The organism is Massilia atriviolacea, assembly GCF_003953935.1.
Taxonomy (GTDB): domain Bacteria; phylum Pseudomonadota; class Gammaproteobacteria; order Burkholderiales; family Burkholderiaceae_D; genus Telluria_A; species Telluria_A atriviolacea.
In genome coordinates this window covers 47,226-63,992 of the sequence record NZ_RXLQ01000008.1, presented here as the reverse complement: position 1 = coordinate 63,992, position 16,767 = coordinate 47,226, and the positions used below count along the sequence as shown (strand labels likewise).

Genomic DNA, 16,767 nt, shown 5'->3' with positions numbered 1-16,767 from the left:
GGGCAGCCCTTTCACGTTGCGAACGCGCGGGGAAGAGAGTGTGCTGCTGCGCGTCCTGCTTCATCCATTGCAAGCGCTGTGCCAGGCTGCATGAGGGGCGCATCGGCGTGACGGCGCAGGCGGCGGCGAAAAACGCTTCGGGAAAGCGATATAGTGACGCCGGCGCGGCGAAAAGCACTTCGCGGACACTCCTCAATCCCGCCGGCCGAAAGGGAATGCATGCGCAGATGGACGATCGGACTTGGCGCGAGCCTGCTTGCACTGTCGGCACAGGCCGGCGTACTGGAGGGCACGGTGACTGACCCGCGCGGCAAGGCGCTGGCCAACGCCGTGGTGGCGGCGAATGCCGCGCGCGACGTCCGCAACGAGCAAGGCGAGATCGTACGCCACATCGCGCGCACGGACAGGCGGGGGCGCTTCCGCCTGTCCGATTTGCCTGCGGGCAGCTACGGCGTCACCGCGACCGATCGGCGCTACGGCCCCGCCTTCATACCAGACGTGCTCATCGACAAAGGCAGCACGGTCACCTCGCGTCGCTTGACGATGGCGGCAGCGGCGACCGTCGTGACTGGCGAGGTCGGCGATCGACACGGCACGCTGCCGGCGGGCAGCTATTTGCTGATCGGCAGAATGAGTCAGGCGAGCGGCGACGTTTTCTTTGCCGATCTCAGCGCTGGCCGTTACGCGCTCGCCCTTTCGCCGGGTAACTATGTGTTGATCGCACGCGCACCGGGCTGGACATCGGCTCAGCACCAGCTCGCCCTGCCCGGCGGACACGCGCCTGCGCGACTTGTCATGCACCGGGTGCGCGGCGAGAAGCCGGCGCTCGCGGCCGAACTGCTGGCAATGGAAGCGCGCGACCAGGAGCTGCGCCAGCGCCTGGCCGCGGCGCCGGACTGCGCAGCGATCATGGCGGAGATGAGCTCGGTGGACGCACAGCATGCGCTGCGGATCAAGGCCATTCTTGCCGGGCATGGATGGCCCGACGTCGAGGCGGTTGGCGCGCAGGCCAGCCATGCCATGTGGATTCTGGTTCAGCATGCGCCGCCCGAGCTGCTCAAGCAGTCGCTGCCGGCGATGAAGAAAGCGGCCCAGGATGGCGAGCTGCCGTGGTCGAGCGTGGCGCTCAGCATCGACCGCGACCTGGTCTACGACGGCAAGAAGCAGCTTTACGGCAGCCAGTTGGTCAGGAACAACGCAGGCAAACTGGCGCCGGGTCCGGTCGAGGATGAAAGCCGGCTCGACGAGCGCCGCGCCAGTGTCGGCCTGGAGCCGATCGCCGATTATCTGCGCCGGTTCGACACGCAATAGGGTCGCGCGTCAGGCCGGATGCAAGGTCAGCGCCGTCCACCCTGCGGTCCGGTTTTTCTCCAGTGAATACTTGCGCACGCCGTTCCTGGTGCGCTTGATGGGCGCCAGGGTCCACAGGCCGACTTTTTCGTCGTCCGCGATGTCCTTTTCGTGCTCCCTGTCGGTTCCCCATTGGTGGTCGCAGACCTGAAATCCGGCAATCTCCGCGGGCCAGGCCAGTGCGCTGTAAGCAGGGTCGTCAGCCATCACCAGCATGCCTTCTTCCACATGCAAGCCTTGTACTACCCTGTCCGCCAAACACAGCAGCAGGGCGGACGGAAACTGGTTCGCGGCCGAGCTGTCGTGCATGTTCCACGCTGGCGCAAGGACGATGAACAGTTCGATCATCGGTTCGTGTACGTTGAACAGGCCGACCGTAAACAGCATCTTGCTCCTGTTGTTGTTCACCAGGGCCACGCGCTGCACGACGTCCGTACCATGCACAATCGCGCTCAAGGAAACCGGCAGGACGCGGCCGAACTGGCTATCGATGAATGCCAGGATGGGGCCGCCGTATTCCTGCGACCAGTCGCTTCCTTCGAACAGCGACGGCGCGTTTTTCGCGCGCAGCATGGCCTCGATGTGCGCATGGCCCCAGACCAGCGCAAGATCGAGCGCGCTCTGGTGCTGGCGGGAGTGCAGGCGGGTCAGATCGGCGCCGGCATCGATCAGCAGCGCGGCGACATCGGCGTGGCCGGGGATGATGGCGTGCATCAAGGGACTCAGGATGGCGCACGGATCGCCATCCGGCATGGCGCCATGTGCGAGCAGCCAGGCGGCCGTGGCGAGATGGCCCTCAGAGGCGGCCATGCCCAGTGGCGTGTCGGCCCGCCCGGAGCGCGTGTCGACATCCACGCCCCGCTGCACGAGCAGCGCGCAGATGCCGGTCTGCCCGCACCGTGCCGCGTAGCCCAGCAGGGATACCCGCGACACGATGCAGTAGGCGAGCTCGACGATGCCGGGCCGTGCCTCCAACGCCGCGCCCAGGCCCTCGATGTCGCCGCTGTCGACCAGCGCTTTTACCCGATCGACGAGGTCGATCGTTTCCTTCGAAGACAGGCTGTCGTTTTTCATGTCAAGATCGCTCCGCATTCCGATGCCGGTATAGTAAGCGAAACTGCGCGCCAGCTTTGCGCCCGCCCGACTTCCCATTCACCAAGGAGAAATAATGCAAGTCCGCAATGATGTTCTGTTTCACGCGCTGCACACCGACGGCCTGCTGATGCTGGCCAATTGCTGGGACGCGGGCAGCGCGCGCATTGCGGCGGCGGCCGGCGCCAGGGCGCTGGCGACGAGCAGCGCCGCCGTCGCCTGGTCGCACGGCTTTGCGGACGGCAGCACCCTGCCGCGCGAACTGTTGTTGGCCTCGGTGAAGGGCATCCTGCGCGCCAGTTCCCTGCCCCTGACGGTCGATGCGGAAGATGGCTACAGCGACGATCCGGCCCAGGCCGCCGCACTGGCCGGCGAACTGATCGATGCGGGCGTGGTCGGCATCAATATCGAAGATGGCAGCGGCACGCCGGCGCTGCTGGCGGACAAGATCCGGGCGATCCGGGCACTGGCCGAGGCGCGCGGCGTGAACCTGTTCATCAATGCGCGCACCGACGTGTACCTGCGCGGCTTCGGCGCCGGCGCGCCGGTGGCGGAAGTCATGCGCCGCGCCGCCGTGTACGAGGAAGCGGGCGCCAGCGGATTGTTCGTACCCGGGATCGTGAGCGCGGACGACATCGCGGCGGTGGCCGGGGCCACGCGCCTGCCGCTGAACGTGATGGTGCGCGATGGCGTGCCGGCGCCGGCGCGGCTGATGCAGCTGGGCGCGCGCCGCCTGAGCGCCGGCTCGGCGATCTCGGAGGCGATGTTCGGCTGCGTCGATGCCTTGACGAGGCGGTTCCTGGAGAGCGGCAAGGTCAACGAGGCGGGCTTGCCGCAGCTCGGGTATGGCGCGTTGAACAGCCTGATGAGCGATTAAGACGATCTTCATGTCGACAGCGCGCTGCCGTCCACCACACCAGGCCCTGCAAATATCGGCTAGAACGCCGATTTGCCGAAGCGCGCCACGCCCTGATTCACGCCCGGCGGGTCCAGCGTTTCCAGCTTGAGCGGCAGCGGCGCGCCGATCCAGTGCGCCAGGCTGGTGTGGTCGGCCAGGTCGTCGTCGGTCAGCGGATGCACCAGGGCCGTCAGGCCGGATCCTTCCAGCAGCGCCAGGACCGCCGGCAGCATCGCGCGACTATAGTGAATCTCGTACTCCGGCAGCGGATGCGGGCCGACCGCATGGTCGCCCAGCTCGCCGACAAAAAACAGTTTCGGCAGCGCGCCGCTCTCTTTCGCGTCGAGCAGGCGCTGGCGCAGGTCCAGTGCCTGCGCGCGGCTTGCGGCGTCGTAGTAAATATGTGCGTGGTACGGGGCGTTAAGCTCGTCCATGAAAATCATCCTTTCTCACATGGGGCTTGCCCGAAAAAAACCGCCAGGGCTTGCGCGCTGGCGGTCTTTGAACAGGCATGGCCCGATAACGATTACTGAGGAGCCGCTTCCGCGCCTTCGGCAGCTTTCATCGACAGCTTGAGACGGCCGCGGTCGTCGGTCTCCAGGACCTTGACGCGCACTTGCTGGCCTTCTTTCAGGTAGTCGGCCACCGCGTTGACGCGCTCGTTGGCGATCTGCGAGATGTGCAGCAGGCCATCCTTGCCTGGCATGACCTGGACGATCGCGCCGAAGTCGAGCAGTTTCAGCACGACGCCGTCGTAGGTCTTGCCCACTTCGACCGAGGCGGTCAGTTCTTCGATGCGGCGCTTGGCTTCCTGGCCGGCGGCGGCGTCGACCGACGCGATGGTGACGATACCTTCATCGCTGATGTCGATCTGGGTGCCGGTTTCTTCGGTCAGCGCGCGGATGACGGCGCCGCCCTTGCCGATGACGTCACGGATCTTTTCAGGATTGATCTTGATGGTGATCAGGCGCGGTGCGAAATCCGACAGTTCGGTCTTCACATGCGGCATGGCCTTCTGCATTTCGCCGAGGATGTGCTGGCGGCCTTCCTTGGCTTGCGCCAGTGCCACTTGCATGATTTCCTTGGTGATGCCCATGATCTTGATGTCCATCTGCAGCGCGGTAATGCCATTGGCGGTACCGGCTACCTTGAAGTCCATGTCGCCCAGGTGATCTTCGTCGCCCAGGATGTCCGACAGGACCGCGAACTTGCCGCCTTCCTTGATCAGGCCCATGGCGATACCGGCCACGTGCGCTTTCATCGGCACGCCGGCGTCCATCAGCGCCAGGCAGCCGCCGCAGACGGAAGCCATCGACGAGGAACCGTTCGATTCGGTGATTTCGGACACCAGGCGCACCGAGTAGCTGAAGTCTTCAGGGTTGGGCAAGGCGGCGATCAGCGCGCGCTTGGCCAGGCGGCCGTGGCCGATTTCGCGGCGCTTCGGTGTGCCGACACGGCCGGTTTCGCCGGTGGCGAACGGAGGCATGTTGTAGTGCATCATGAAGTCGTCGGTGTACTCGCCCATCAGCGCATCGATCTTCTGGCTGTCGCGTGCGGTGCCGAGGGTGGCCACGACCAGCGCCTGCGTTTCGCCGCGGGTGAACAGGGCCGAACCGTGGGTGCGCGGCAGGATGCTGGTGCGGATCGCGATCGGACGCACGGTGCGGGTGTCGCGGCCGTCGATGCGCGGCTCGCCGTTGAGGATCTGCGAACGCACGACCTTGGCTTCGATATCGAACAGCACGTTGCCGACGTCGACATTGTCCGGCTGCGGAATGCCGGTGGCGGCAGCGTCGGCGGCCAGGGCGGCGTAGACTTCCTGGAACGAGGCTTTCAGCTTGGCGGTACGGGCAACCTTGTCCTTGATCTGGTAGGTCTCGTTGATGTTCGTTTCAGCCAGTTCTTTCACGCGGGCGATCAGCGCTTCGTTCTTGGCGGGAGCGGTCCACTCGACTTCCGGCTTGCCGCCGTCGCGCACCAGGTCGTGGATGGCGTCGATCACGACTTTCATCTGGTCGTGGCCGTAGACCACGGCGCCGAGCATGATTTCTTCGGACAGTTGCTTGGCTTCGGATTCGACCATCAGCACGGCCGTTTCGGTACCGGCGACGACCAGGTCCATCTCGGAGGTCTTGAGCTGGGTGGTGGTCGGGTTCAGGATGTACTGCCCGTTGGCGTAGCCGACGCGCGCGGCGCCGATCGGGCCACTGAACGGGATGCCGGAAACGCACAGGGCGGCGGAAGCGCCGATCATGGCGGCGATGTCCGGATCGATCTCAGGATTGACCGACAGGACGTGGATGATAATCTGAACTTCGTTCAGGTAGCCTTCTGGGAACAGCGGGCGGATCGGACGGTCGATCAGGCGGCTGGTCAGGGTTTCTTTTTCGGAAGGACGGCCTTCGCGCTTGAAGAAACCGCCTGGGATTTTACCGGCTGCGTACGTTTTCTCGACGTAATCGACGGTCAGCGGGAAGAAATCCTGGCCTGGCTTGGCGTCTTTGCGCGCAACCACGGTGGCCAGGACGACGGTGTCTTCGATCGACACCATGACGGCGCCGGAGGCTTGACGGGCGATTTCGCCGGTTTCCAGCGTGACTTGATGTTGGCCGTACTGGAAGGTTTTCGTAACTTTATTAAACATGGGTAATCCCTTTCTATTTGCCGACAGATTTTCAGGCGCTGTCGTCCACCTCACCACAGGCAACATTGCTTGCTGCCTTTACTACTTTTTCGGGACTAATAATGCAAAAATGCCCGCGACAGCAAGCTGTGCAGGCATTTCATGATCAACTTGGATCGGCAAAAATTACTTGCGCAGACCGAGTTTGGCGATCAGATCGCGGTAACGGGTTGCGTCCTTGCTTTTCAGGTAGGACAGCAGGCTCTTACGACGGTTAACCATCATGATCAGACCGCGACGCGAGTGGTGATCTTTCTGGTGGGCCTTGAAGTGGCCGTTCAGTTCGTTGATGCGTGCGGTCAGCAGAGCGACCTGAACTTCCGGGGAGCCGGTGTCGTTTTGCGCGCGGGCGTTGTCCGCGATGATCGCGGCTTTGTTGATGTTTTCTACGGTCATGATGATACCTTTCACATGCGGTGCACGAGTCGCAACCCGACACACCGTGAACTTCGATTGATGAACCGGCCAAAACGGCCAGACCCGCAAGTATATGCGAAATTGTGCCGTGCTGCCAGTGAAGCTTGGCCCAAGCTGGTGCATGATGGCGTTTTACGCGATTCGGAGGTGGTTTTTATGCAAAAACTGGCAAAAATGGCAATCCTGAGCGTCGTCGTGGTCCTGGCTGGCTGCGCGGCGATGATGCGCACCCCGCCGTTGCCGGGCGACACGCTCGAGGTGGTGCGCGCCAAGTTCGGCGAACCGACCGCGATCCATCCCCTGCCCTCGGGCCAGGTGCTGGAATACGCGACCGGCCCGTTCGGCCAGTTCACCTGGATGGCGCGCATGGGGCCGGACGGCAGGCTGGCGACGTTCGAGCAGGTGCTGGGCGACGCCGGTTTCGGACGCATCAAGATCGACCAGGCTACCAAGGCCGACGTGACGGTCACGGTCGGGCGGCCGGCCGAGCGCTCCTACCTCGGGTTGTCGGACCTGGAAGTCTGGTCGTACCGCTACCAGGAAAGCGGGGTGTGGAATTCGATGATGCACGTGCACTTCGACCGCGCCGGCATCGTCCGCAAGATGATCAGCGGGCCGGACCCCATGTACGAGGAAAAGCGCGGCTTTTTCAGGGACTGACTGGCGCGGGGGAGCGCGACCCCGCTGCCGGCCGCGCCCCGCGCAATTATTACTTGAACTCGCCCCAGCCGCCGCCAGGGGTACCCAGCTGCACCCCGGCGCCGACGAATTCGGCATGACCGATGTAGCCATGGTCTTTGTAGAACGTGACCTGGAAGCCCCCCACGCCGACCCCGATGCTGCTCGCCTGGAAGGTGATTCCGGAGGCGCCGCGCAGCGTGTTCGGATCGACATTGAGGACCACCTGGCCGCCCATGGCGCCGGTCGCACCCAGGCCGACCACCATGCCTTTGCCGTCGAACGACAGGCTGACGCCGTTAGCGAAGGTCATCGACAGGTCGACGTTCAGATAGACGAACACATACGCGCAGGAACCGGTAGCGCTGGTCGAGGTCCAGGTTTGCGCATCGGTCTTCAGGTCGGCGTAGCGGGCAGCCTGCTCGACATAATGACGGGTCATGGCATTGTGGGTATCGAGGGCGCGGAATTGCGTTTGTTCAGGCATGATCTTCTCCAGTGAGTGAATACAGACAGTTGATAAAGCAGATAGCGAAAGGCTGGGATGAGAGCGGACCGGGCGTCAGCCTTTTGTACTACCCGGTTCATCAGCACACCGTGCCAGACGGCATTCGCAGCGTTCGTTTCGTTGCGATGAAGACAAGATACGCTCCCTGTCGCCGATATATCAGTGTCGTTACCGTAACGCCGGCGCGTGTTACAGCGGACTGAGCAAACTGCTTAATGCCTCACAACAACTTTCGGCCAGCGCCTCCTGGCGCCGCAGGGACATGTCGTCCGCATGGTCGCGCTGTTCGCTCCAGAGCGTGCGCGCCTGGTCCAGGCAGATCAGGCGCAAGGCGGTGCGGATCGTGCCGGCGTCCTGGCGCACGCTGCCCTCGAGCACGAAACCGACGCCCAGCTGGCGCAACTGGTCGGCACTGTCCTGCCCCGGCGCCGGCAGCGCCAGGCGGGCGCCGAAGGCACGGTACAGGCGGTAACGCAATTCCTCCCCCAGACCGTGCGTAAACGCATCGATTTCTTTTTCGCTGGAAATACAACGCAAGCCCCGGAACAGCATCCGCACCGGCTGGGGCGGACGGGGCAACAGGCGCGGCACATAACTTCCCACGGGGATATCGATACGGCAGTCGCTCGCATTACGTCCCTCGCCCAGGTAATACTCGGCCAGGCGCAAGCGCAAGCGTCCCATGTGGACGCGCACGATCGGATCCTCGCCAGTGCTGTAGAGCGCGGCATTGCGCTGGAACACGGCGATCCCGATCGCATACTCGTTGGCCGCGCCAGCCACCCCGCGCGCCGCCTGTTCGACCAGGAAGGCAAGCAGGCGCTTGCTGCGTTCGGCCTTTCGAAAATGCTCGCTGGCAATAACTCGGCGCGCTTCGGCTTGCAGTTCTGCAAACGACTGATCGGTCTGGGATGCTGCAAGTAGTGGGGGCAAGGGCGATGCAAGTGCGTTCACGATAGGCTCCGGAAGAAGGAAAAATTGCCAAACTTCAAAACATGCAATTACACTAAGCGGTGTCGCCAGAAAAGACCTTCCGTTAACCTGCCGGCGATCTAAACCATTGTTTTTACATATTAATTTCTGACAGAGGAAACCCGGCCCCATGATCCACAAGACCTTCCGACTGGGGCCGTGGCAGGTCGATCCGAACCAGAATGCGCTGACCGATGGCACCGAACGGCGCCTGATCGAGCCGCGCGCGATGGAAGTGCTGCGCACCCTGTGCGCCGATGCGGGTCAGGTTGTTTCTGCGGAAACATTGCTGGAAGTGTGCTGGGGGCCCGCCGCGCAGGGGGACAATCCGGTCCACAAGATGATCGCGCAGTTGCGCCGCGCGCTAGGCGATTCGAGCGCCGCGCCGCGCTTTATCGAAACCATCCGCAAGCGCGGCTACCGCATCGTGGCCGAGGTGCGCGACTCCGACGACGCCCAGCCCGGCAGTTGGCTTGCCGGCTCGCCGTTTCGCGGACTGGAATCGTTCCGGCAGGAACATGCAGCGATCTTTTACGGCCGCAGCCGCGCCGCCGCCGCCCTGCTCGCCACCGTGCGCGCGCAAGCCGCGCAAGGCTGCGCGATGGTGCTGGTGCTCGGCCCGTCGGGCTCGGGCAAGACCTCGCTGATCCAGGCCGCGCTGTTGCCGCAATTGCTCGCGCCCCGGGCCGATCCGCTGCTGGCCTGCCAGGACGCGCTGTACCTCGACTGCGCCGATATCGATGCCGACGGCCCCTTCGCCGCGCTCGGCAGCGTACTGCTCGACGCCGAGGCCGGCGGCCAGCCGCTGTTCGAAGGCGACAGCGCCGCCGCGCTCGGACAGCGCCTGGAACAGGATCCCGCCGCCGTCCTCGCCCGCCTGCGCGCCTTGCCGCAATGGCGCCTGGCCCTGTGCATCGACCGTTTCGAAGCCCTGTTCCGCCTGGCCGACCAGGGCGACGATGGCAACGCGCGCTTCATCGGCGTGCTCGACACGCTGGCGCGCAGCAACTCCTGCGTACTGGTGCTGGGCTGCCGCAACGACTTTTACCCGCATTTGAGCGCATATGCGGGCCTGATGGAGCTGAAATTGCGCGGCGGACATTTCGACCTCGGTCCGCCCAACCGCGAGGAAATCGGGCAGATCATCCGCCAGCCGGCGCGCGCGGCCGGCTTGCACTTCGGCGTCGACCCGGCCGGCGGCGCGCGCCTGGACGAGGTCCTGGCCGATGCCGCCCTCAGCAGTCCGGACGCCCTGCCCTTGCTGCAATACTGTTTGAACGAGCTGTACCGGCTGCGCGCCGGCGATGGCGAACTGCGCTGGGAGGCCTACCAGCAGATGGGCGGCCTGGAAGGCGCCATCGGCGCGCGCGCCGAACATGTGGTGGCCGGCCTGACCGAAACCCAGGCGGCGGCACTGCCGCGCGTGCTGTCGCAACTGGTGAGCGTGGCGCGCGACGACCTGGCGGTGACCTCGCGCCGCGCCGCGCGCGCCAATCTGCACAAGGAAGCCGAACGGCAATTGGTGCAAGCCCTGATCGACGCCCGCCTGCTGGTCAGCGACCTGCATGGCGACGCTTCCACGTTTGCGCTGGCGCATGAGGCCTTGCTGGGGCGCTGGCCGCGCGCGCTGCGCTGGATCGAGACCCACCGCCAGGCCCTGCAACTGCGCGCCAACATCGGCGCCCAGGCGGCGCGCTGGCAAGCCGGCGGGGGCGCGCGCGACCTGCTGCTGCCGCGCGGCAGCCAGGTGCGCCAGGCCGCCGAACTGCTCGGCCTGGAGGACCTGTCGCTGAGCGAACAGGAGCGCAGCTTCATTCGCGCTTCGCAGCAGCGCGCCACCCGCGCCGAGCGCCTGCGGATCGTGATTTCGGTGGCGCTGGTGGGCCTGGCCCTGCTGGCCAGCGGACTCGGCCTGGCCGCGCGCGCGCTCCAGCAACAGGCCGACCGCCACCGCACCGAGGCCGAAGGACTGATGGGCTACATGCTGGGCGACTTCGTCGACAAGCTGCGCCCGATCGGCAAGCTGGACATGCTCGACGATATCAGCAGCCGCGCCCTGGCCTATCTGTCAGGCAAAGGCAATGCCGGCGACAGCGACGCCGCCCTGACCCAGCGCGCCAAGGCCCTGCAAGTGATTGCGGAAGTCAAGATCGCGCGCGCCGATCCGGCCGCCGCCACCAGCGCCCTGCTGGCCTCGCAGCAGATGCTGGCGCCGCGCCTGGCCGACGGCAAGGCCGACCAGGCCATGCTGAAAATCCTCGGCGCCAATGCCTTCTGGCTGGGCCAGATCGGACTCGACCAGAAGGACTCGGCCCGCGCCGAACGCCATTTCCTCGACTACCAGCGCCTGAGCGACCAGCTGGCCGCGCTCGACCCGAACGACAGCGACGCCTGGATCGAGCAATCCTATGCCAGCAACAGCCTGGGCAGCCTGTACCTGCGCCGTGGCGACCTGCAGCGCGCGGTGCAGGCGTTCACCTTGTCGGTGAATCTGAAAACGCGGGCGCTGGCGCAGGCCCCGGGCAAGCGCAGCCTGGGCGCGGACCTGGCCAACAGCCTGTCGTGGCTGGCCAGCGCCCAGGCCAAACTGGGCAAGCTGGAACTGGCGATGTCGCTCTACCAGCGCGAATGGCAGCTGATCCGCGCCTTGCACGAGGCCGAGCCGGCCAATGCGCTGTGGCGCCAGCGCCTCGCTTTCGCCCTGTGGCACCAGGCCGATCTGCGTCTGGCGCGCGGAAACAATACCCAGGCGAAAGCTGACTACCTGAACGCCGACACCTTGCTGCAAGAGGCGGTAGTCCAGGATCCCAGCAACCGCAGCTGGCAGTCGGCCCTCTACACCGTCCAGCTGCGCCTGCTCGCCCTGCGCGATCCGCGCGACAAGCCGGCCGCCACCCTGGCCGAACTGGACCTGCTGCACCAGCGCTTGAGCAGCCTGGTCGCACTGGAACCGAAAAAACTCAATCTGCGCCGCCTGCTCGGCGTGACCGAACAGAACCAGGCACGCATCCTCGCCAGCCAGGGCAGGCATGCGGCCGCCGCCGCCCTGCTGGCCCAGGCCGTCGCCGCGCTCGAAGCCATGCATGCGGGCGCGCCGGCCGACCAGCCGATCCGCGAATCGCTCGCCGCGCTGCTGCTGGACCAGGCCAGCCACCACATCGACCGCAACGAGGGCGAGGCCGGCCGCCAGGCCTGCCTGCGGGTGCGCGCCGTGCTGGCGCCGATGGCCGCGCAGACCACCGATTACACCCTGCTGGCGCCCTGGGTCAGGGCCCACCATTGCACCGGTGAAGCTGCTATAGTTTCTACGTTTCAAAATAGACTAAAAGAAATAGGATACCTGGAAAGTGCCTACGTCCAGCACGTGTCCGCCCTTCCCAACAAGGAGATTACGAACCATGCGCAATAGAGATACTGAATTCCTGAACGTCCAGGTCAAAGCGAAGGAAGTGAGCGAGGGCGTTTTCGAAGCCACCTTCGAACCGCCAACGCTGTTGGCAAAGCGCAAGGATTGCGTGATCAATTACCAGCTGGTCAACTCGCGCGGCATCAAGTTCACGGGCTTGACGGTGCATCCGGCGGACAACGACCAGTTCAGCGTGCCCTCCTTGAGCAAAAGCGGCAAGATAATCACCTTGAACGACGCCAATACCGACCACAACAAGTACCAGATCACCCTGTATATGGTCGGCCCGAAGCACAAAGGCAGCGTCGATCCCGAAGTCATCAACCAGCCGGAAACCTCGCCGCCGGAAGAAGACGAATAAGCTTTGCCGTCCGGGGCCTGGCTGGCGCTACCGGCGGTGCCGCCAGCCAGGCCTTTCCACATGCAGGGGGCGCCCTCCGCCGGGTCCGCCGAAGCCTGCCTATACTTGTGGCCTATGGTCTCCGACTTCACTCCGCCGCGCGCGGCGCGCCGCTACGCCGCCATCGCCCTGACCTTGCTGGCGCATGCCTTGCTGGTGCTCGCCTGGCAGCATGCGCGCCGCCTCCCTCCCGCCGACCAGGACGACAGCCGGCGCATCCAGTGGGTCACGGTGGCGCCGCAGCCAACCCCGCCGCCAACCGCTGCGCCGGCACCGCCGCCAAGGCCTGCCGCCGCCAGAAGCCACAGCACAGTCGCCACCGCGCGCCCGGCCCCGCCGCCGGCCGCGCGCGAAGCACTTGGCGAAGCGGCGCCGCCAGCGGTAGCGGTCGACGCGCCCGCGCCGAGCGCGGCCGACATCCTGCGCCAGGCCCGCAGCAGCATCGGCAGGATCGACCGGGAATTGCGCAAGGCCCATCCGGGCCAGCCGATCACCGCGCCGGTCGGCAATGGCGCGACGCGCCTGGCGCAGGGCTTGCAGGCGGCCGCCGACGCCGCTCCCAACCGCTGGTACGAAGCGCCCAAGGTCACCGAGATCATCGATCCGGGGCCGTATTCGCGGCGGCGCTACCGCGTGGTCGGGGCCGACGGCACCTACTGCATCACGGTCGAATCGAACCACGCGCCGGACGGACTCGATCTCGCCAAAGGCATCCAGCACAAGAAGACCAACTGCGAAAAGAGCGAGCAGGCCGCCACCACGCAAAAGTGGTAGCGGCGCCTTGTCCCATGGCAGAGCGCCAGGCAAGGCCGGGCAGGCGCAAATACCGCCGCTACTGCTGCGGGTTGACGCGCTCGATCTTCGAGTGCAGCTTGTTCAACCCCGACAGATAGGCCTTGGCCGAGGCGACGATGATGTCCGGGTCCGATCCCACGCCGTTGACGATCCGGCCCGAACGCGACAGGCGCATCGTGACCTCGCCCTGCGACTGGGTGCCGTTGCTGATCGCGTTGATCGAGAACAGCACCAGTTCGGCGCCGCTGGCCGCTTCCTTTTCGATGGCGTTGACGGTGGCGTCGACCGGGCCGTCGCCCTCGCCTTCGCAGGCGAATTCCTTGCCGCCGATCGCGAACACCACCCTGGCGCTCGGGATTTCGCCGGTTTCGGAGCGCTGCGCGAGCGACACGAAGCGGTAATGTTCGCCTTCCTGCGCGTGCTCTTCATCGGACACCAGGGCCATGATGTCTTCGTCGAAGATCTCGGACTTGCGGTCGGCCAGTTCCTTGAAGCGGGCGAAGGCGGCGTTCACTTCGGCCTCGGAATCGAGTTCGATGCCCAGTTCGCGCAGGCGTTCCTTGAAGGCGTTGCGGCCCGACAGTTTGCCCAGCACGATCTTGTTGGCGGCCCAGCCCACGTCTTCGGCGCGCATGATTTCATAGGTTTCGCGCGCCTTCAGAATACCGTCCTGGTGGATGCCGGACGCGTGCGCAAAGGCGTTCGCGCCCACCACCGCCTTGTTCGGCTGCACCGCAAACCCCGTTATCTGCGACACCATCTTCGACGCCGCCACGATCTGGGTGGTGTCGATGCCCAGTTCGAGCTTGAAGTGGTCGCCGCGCGTGCGCAGCGCCATCACCACTTCTTCGAGCGCGGTGTTGCCGGCGCGTTCGCCCAGGCCGTTGATGGTGCATTCGATCTGGCGCGCGCCGCCGATCATGACGCCGGCCAGCGAGTTGGCGACCGCCAGGCCAAGGTCGTTATGGCAGTGGACCGACCAGATCGCCTTGTCGGAATTGGGAATGCGCTCGCGCAGGCGGCGGATGGTGGCGCCGAACACCTCGGGCACGGCGTAGCCGACGGTGTCGGGGAAGTTGATGGTGGTGGCGCCTTCGGCGATCACCGCTTCGAGCACGCGGCACAGGAAGTCTTCGTCCGAGCGGCTGCCGTCTTCGGGCGAGAATTCGATGTCGTCGGTGTACTGGCGCGCGCAGCGGATCGCGATCTTTGCCTGTTCGAGCACCTGTTCCGGCGCCATGCGCAGCTTCATCTGCATGTGCAGGGGCGAGGTGGCGATGAAGGTGTGGATGCGCTTGCGTTCGGCCGGGGCCAGCGCTTCGGCGGCGCGCGCGATGTCGCGGTCGTTGGCGCGCGAGAGCGAGCAGATGGTCGACTCGCGCACCGCGCCGGCGATGGCGCGGATGGCCTCGAAGTCGCCCGGCGAGGCGGCCGCGAAGCCGGCTTCGATGACGTCGACGCGCATGCGCTCGAGCTGGCGCGCGATGCGGACCTTTTCATCCTTGGTCATCGATGCGCCGGGCGATTGCTCGCCGTCGCGCAGGGTGGTGTCAAAAATGATCAGGCGATTCGAATTCGTCATGGCGGCTCCATTGGGCTAGGCAAAATAAGCAGGCGCGCGCCTGCCGCCATCGAATCGGATCGATGGTCAGCGGCGTTCGCTCTGGTCGACAGGTTCGTCGTCGGTCTGGACGATGCTCACGGGCTTGCCCTTGGCAAGGCGCCACGCGTACACGGCGTATCCGGACAAACCGTACATCACAAACAGCGGCATCAGAACCTTCGGCGGGTCGATCGAGACCAGCGCCAGCGCCAGCGCGATCAGGAACACGACGATGAAGGGGACCGACTTGCGGAAGTTGACGTCCTTGAAGCTGTAGAACGGCACGTTGGTGACCATGGTCAGGCCGGCGAACAGCGCGATCCCCCACGAGAACCACGGCAGTTCGGCGCCCGAGAATCCGAGGTCGCTCATCATCAGCACGAAGCCGGCCACCATGGCGGCGGCGGCCGGGCTGGGCAAGCCCTGGAAGAAGCGCTTGTCGACCACTTCGATATTGGTATTGAAGCGCGCCAGGCGCAAGGCGGCGCCGGCGCAGTAGACGAAGGCGGCCAGCCAGCCGAACTTGCCGAGGCCGCGCAGCGACCATTCGTAGATCACCAGCGCCGGGGCGGCGCCGAAGGACACCATGTCGGCCAGGCTGTCGTACTGGGCGCCGAATTCGGATTGGGTATTGGTCAGGCGGGCGATGCGCCCGTCCAGGCCATCGAGGATCATGGCGATGAAAATGGCCCAGCCGGCGTGTTCGAAGCGCTGGTTCATGGCCATGACGATGGCGTAGAAGCCGCAGAACAGGGCGGCGGTGGTAAAGGCATTCGGTAACAGGTAGATTCCACGGCGCCGCATCGGGTTGCCGTCGGCATCGACGCGCTGGCGGCCGATCTTGCTGAAGCGGGCCAGCTTGCCGCCCTTCACTTTCGGGACTGCGGGCTTTCTGCGGCGTGGGAAGGTGGGCATATGTTTCCGTTTCAAGTAATAGGATCGCTGAGTGCGGCCGCGCCCGAACTGGACGCGGCTGGTTTCCCACTTATTATAGTGGGAGCACCGTCAACTTAGCGATCAACTACTTTTACTTGAATTTCACCTTTCCTACAAGACGCATCTGCAAGGTGGTTTCGCCGGGCTCGAAGCTCGGCTCGGCCACTTCCGTACTTTCGGCCTTGGCGGCGCGCATCATCATCGGGGCGCTGTCTTGCTGCCCGGCATAATTGCCCGAACCTTCGAAGTCGACCGTATCGACCACGGCTTCGCTCATCTTGCGGCCCATCGAACTGGCGATGGCGGCCACGCGCTCGTTGAGGTTCTTGTAGGTGGCGGCGATGCGCTGGTCGTCGAGCTTGCGGGTGGTTTCCGGCGACAGGCCGAAATTGAGGCCGTTCAGGGCCAGCACCTTTTGCACGGCGGCCGTCATCTTCGGCAGGTTGGCCAGGTTGGTGGTTTTTACTTCCAGATACTGGCCGACGCGCCAGCCGGTCGGCACGAGCGGACGCGGCTGCGGTTGGCCGTCCGGACGGGGCGCTACTTCCGGATACACCGGATAGGTGTAATAGCCGACCGTTTTCAGGATCGCCTTCGGGTCTTCGCGGCGCACGATCTCGGTGCCCTGCTTCATCTTCTGGTTGACGCGCGAGGCGGCGGCGGCCTTGTCCTTGTCCTGTTCTTCGATAAAGAAGGTGGCGACGACCTGGTCGTTCGGATGCGTGACTTCACCGTAGGCGGGAACGATCACCATGGCGCCGGCGGTGGCCAGCGTGTTCTGGGCGAACGCTGGCATGGCAAAAGCCACGGCGGCGATGAGTGCAATTTTTTTGAGGGACATGATTTTCTCCAGGTGAATGGCAAGCATGCGAGATATCGCTATCTCATCAGCTTGGTTAACCCGGACGATACCCGGAATCGGACGCAGGACGTACCGTTGTAATCAAAATTTGCAAATTTGGGAAGCTTGCTTACATTTGGGTAATACCAAACTACCACTGTAACGCAGTCGTCGCCGCGCCGAAGCGG

The 16,767-nt window shown here is 64.9% G+C and carries 15 protein-coding genes; 6 read left to right on the top strand and 9 right to left on the bottom strand.

The features are described 5' to 3' along the window. The first annotated feature begins 219 nt into the window (after positions 1–219). On the top strand, positions 220–1,311 hold the full coding sequence (locus EJB06_RS16065; protein ID WP_126075055.1) for a carboxypeptidase-like regulatory domain-containing protein: 1,092 nt from the start codon (positions 220–222) through the stop codon (positions 1,309–1,311). Positions 1,312–1,320: 9 nt separating this feature from the next. Here the strand turns inward: EJB06_RS16065 and EJB06_RS16060 are convergent, their stop codons facing one another. Beyond that, positions 1,321–2,424 carry an ankyrin repeat domain-containing protein gene (locus tag EJB06_RS16060; RefSeq protein ID WP_164557940.1) on the bottom strand — a complete coding sequence of 368 codons (1,104 nt, stop codon included), beginning with the start codon at positions 2,422–2,424 and terminating at the stop codon, positions 1,321–1,323. Positions 2,425–2,518: 94 nt separating this feature from the next. Here EJB06_RS16060 and EJB06_RS16055 point away from each other — a divergent pair, with 94 nt between their 5' ends. Next, complete coding sequence (locus EJB06_RS16055) at positions 2,519–3,319, top strand: isocitrate lyase/PEP mutase family protein (protein ID WP_126075053.1); 801 nt, start codon at positions 2,519–2,521, stop codon at positions 3,317–3,319. Between the two features lie 59 nt (positions 3,320–3,378). On the opposite strand, the gene EJB06_RS16050 is transcribed toward EJB06_RS16055, so the two are convergent. From EJB06_RS16050 to rpsO, 3 genes are all read right to left on the bottom strand, one after another. Then, positions 3,379–3,774, bottom strand: a complete 396-nt coding sequence (locus EJB06_RS16050) for a DOPA 4,5-dioxygenase family protein (protein WP_126075052.1) — start codon at positions 3,772–3,774, stop codon at positions 3,379–3,381. A gap of 92 nt (positions 3,775–3,866) precedes the next feature. Next, positions 3,867–5,984, bottom strand: a complete 2,118-nt coding sequence (gene pnp, locus EJB06_RS16045) for a polyribonucleotide nucleotidyltransferase (protein WP_126075051.1) — start codon at positions 5,982–5,984, stop codon at positions 3,867–3,869. 165 nt (positions 5,985–6,149) lie between these two features. Continuing rightward, a complete protein-coding gene (gene rpsO, locus EJB06_RS16040; protein WP_073214802.1) occupies positions 6,150–6,419 on the bottom strand; it encodes a 30S ribosomal protein S15 in 270 nt (89 codons plus the stop codon). Positions 6,420–6,596: 177 nt separating this feature from the next. On the opposite strand from rpsO, the gene EJB06_RS16035 reads away from it, so the two are divergent. Then, entirely contained in the window at positions 6,597–7,100 is a 504-nt protein-coding gene (locus tag EJB06_RS16035; RefSeq protein WP_164557939.1) for a hypothetical protein, read from the top strand. Positions 7,101–7,149: 49 nt separating this feature from the next. On the opposite strand, the gene EJB06_RS16030 is transcribed toward EJB06_RS16035, so the two are convergent. Next, on the bottom strand, positions 7,150–7,605 hold the full coding sequence (locus EJB06_RS16030; RefSeq protein ID WP_126075050.1) for a hypothetical protein: 456 nt from the start codon (positions 7,603–7,605) through the stop codon (positions 7,150–7,152). A 210-nt stretch (positions 7,606–7,815) separates the two neighbouring features. Further along, entirely contained in the window at positions 7,816–8,580 is a 765-nt protein-coding gene (locus tag EJB06_RS16025; RefSeq protein ID WP_164557938.1) for a hypothetical protein, read from the bottom strand. A gap of 148 nt (positions 8,581–8,728) precedes the next feature. Here EJB06_RS16025 and EJB06_RS16020 point away from each other — a divergent pair, with 148 nt between their 5' ends. The 3 genes from EJB06_RS16020 to EJB06_RS16010 all read left to right on the top strand — a co-directional run bounded on the left by EJB06_RS16020 (position 8,729) and on the right by EJB06_RS16010 (position 13,178). Then, on the top strand, positions 8,729–12,007 hold the full coding sequence (locus EJB06_RS16020) for an nSTAND1 domain-containing NTPase (RefSeq protein WP_126075048.1): 3,279 nt from the start codon (positions 8,729–8,731) through the stop codon (positions 12,005–12,007). Continuing rightward, on the top strand, positions 11,997–12,365 hold the full coding sequence (locus EJB06_RS16015) for a DP-EP family protein (protein ID WP_126075047.1): 369 nt from the start codon (positions 11,997–11,999) through the stop codon (positions 12,363–12,365). The genes EJB06_RS16020 and EJB06_RS16015 overlap by 11 nt, the downstream gene beginning before the upstream one ends. Positions 12,366–12,479: 114 nt before the next feature. Continuing rightward, positions 12,480–13,178, top strand: coding sequence for a hypothetical protein (locus tag EJB06_RS16010; protein ID WP_126075046.1), 699 nt, complete (start codon positions 12,480–12,482; stop codon positions 13,176–13,178). Between the two features lie 58 nt (positions 13,179–13,236). On the opposite strand, the gene EJB06_RS16005 is transcribed toward EJB06_RS16010, so the two are convergent. From EJB06_RS16005 to EJB06_RS15995, 3 genes are all read right to left on the bottom strand, one after another. Next, positions 13,237–14,781, bottom strand: coding sequence for a 2-isopropylmalate synthase (locus EJB06_RS16005; protein WP_126075045.1), 1,545 nt, complete (start codon positions 14,779–14,781; stop codon positions 13,237–13,239). 66 nt (positions 14,782–14,847) lie between these two features. Beyond that, on the bottom strand, positions 14,848–15,717 hold the full coding sequence (gene pssA, locus EJB06_RS16000; protein WP_126075044.1) for a CDP-diacylglycerol--serine O-phosphatidyltransferase: 870 nt from the start codon (positions 15,715–15,717) through the stop codon (positions 14,848–14,850). A 112-nt stretch (positions 15,718–15,829) separates the two neighbouring features. Further along, positions 15,830–16,579, bottom strand: coding sequence for an SIMPL domain-containing protein (locus EJB06_RS15995; protein ID WP_198420845.1), 750 nt, complete (start codon positions 16,577–16,579; stop codon positions 15,830–15,832). Positions 16,580–16,767: the final 188 nt, after the last annotated feature.

What these genes read in the sequence shown, in the direction of transcription:
- EJB06_RS16060 (WP_164557940.1), bottom strand. Translation starts at nt 2,424, where the DNA reads ATGAAAAACGACAGCCTGTCTTCGAAGGAAACGATCGACCTCGTCGAT.
- EJB06_RS16050 (WP_126075052.1), bottom strand. Translation starts at nt 3,774, where the DNA reads ATGGACGAGCTTAACGCCCCGTACCACGCACATATTTACTACGACGCC.
- pssA (WP_126075044.1), bottom strand. Translation starts at nt 15,717, where the DNA reads ATGCCCACCTTCCCACGCCGCAGAAAGCCCGCAGTCCCGAAAGTGAAG.
- EJB06_RS16065 (WP_126075055.1), top strand. Translation starts at nt 220, where the DNA reads ATGCGCAGATGGACGATCGGACTTGGCGCGAGCCTGCTTGCACTGTCG.
- EJB06_RS16055 (WP_126075053.1), top strand. Translation starts at nt 2,519, where the DNA reads ATGCAAGTCCGCAATGATGTTCTGTTTCACGCGCTGCACACCGACGGC.
- EJB06_RS15995 (WP_198420845.1), bottom strand. Translation starts at nt 16,579, where the DNA reads ATGTCCCTCAAAAAAATTGCACTCATCGCCGCCGTGGCTTTTGCCATG.
- EJB06_RS16015 (WP_126075047.1), top strand. Translation starts at nt 11,997, where the DNA reads ATGCGCAATAGAGATACTGAATTCCTGAACGTCCAGGTCAAAGCGAAG.
- EJB06_RS16010 (WP_126075046.1), top strand. Translation starts at nt 12,480, where the DNA reads ATGGTCTCCGACTTCACTCCGCCGCGCGCGGCGCGCCGCTACGCCGCC.
- EJB06_RS16020 (WP_126075048.1), top strand. Translation starts at nt 8,729, where the DNA reads ATGATCCACAAGACCTTCCGACTGGGGCCGTGGCAGGTCGATCCGAAC.
- EJB06_RS16030 (WP_126075050.1), bottom strand. Translation starts at nt 7,605, where the DNA reads ATGCCTGAACAAACGCAATTCCGCGCCCTCGATACCCACAATGCCATG.
- rpsO (WP_073214802.1), bottom strand. Translation starts at nt 6,419, where the DNA reads ATGACCGTAGAAAACATCAACAAAGCCGCGATCATCGCGGACAACGCC.
- pnp (WP_126075051.1), bottom strand. Translation starts at nt 5,984, where the DNA reads ATGTTTAATAAAGTTACGAAAACCTTCCAGTACGGCCAACATCAAGTC.
- EJB06_RS16005 (WP_126075045.1), bottom strand. Translation starts at nt 14,781, where the DNA reads ATGACGAATTCGAATCGCCTGATCATTTTTGACACCACCCTGCGCGAC.
- EJB06_RS16035 (WP_164557939.1), top strand. Translation starts at nt 6,597, where the DNA reads ATGCAAAAACTGGCAAAAATGGCAATCCTGAGCGTCGTCGTGGTCCTG.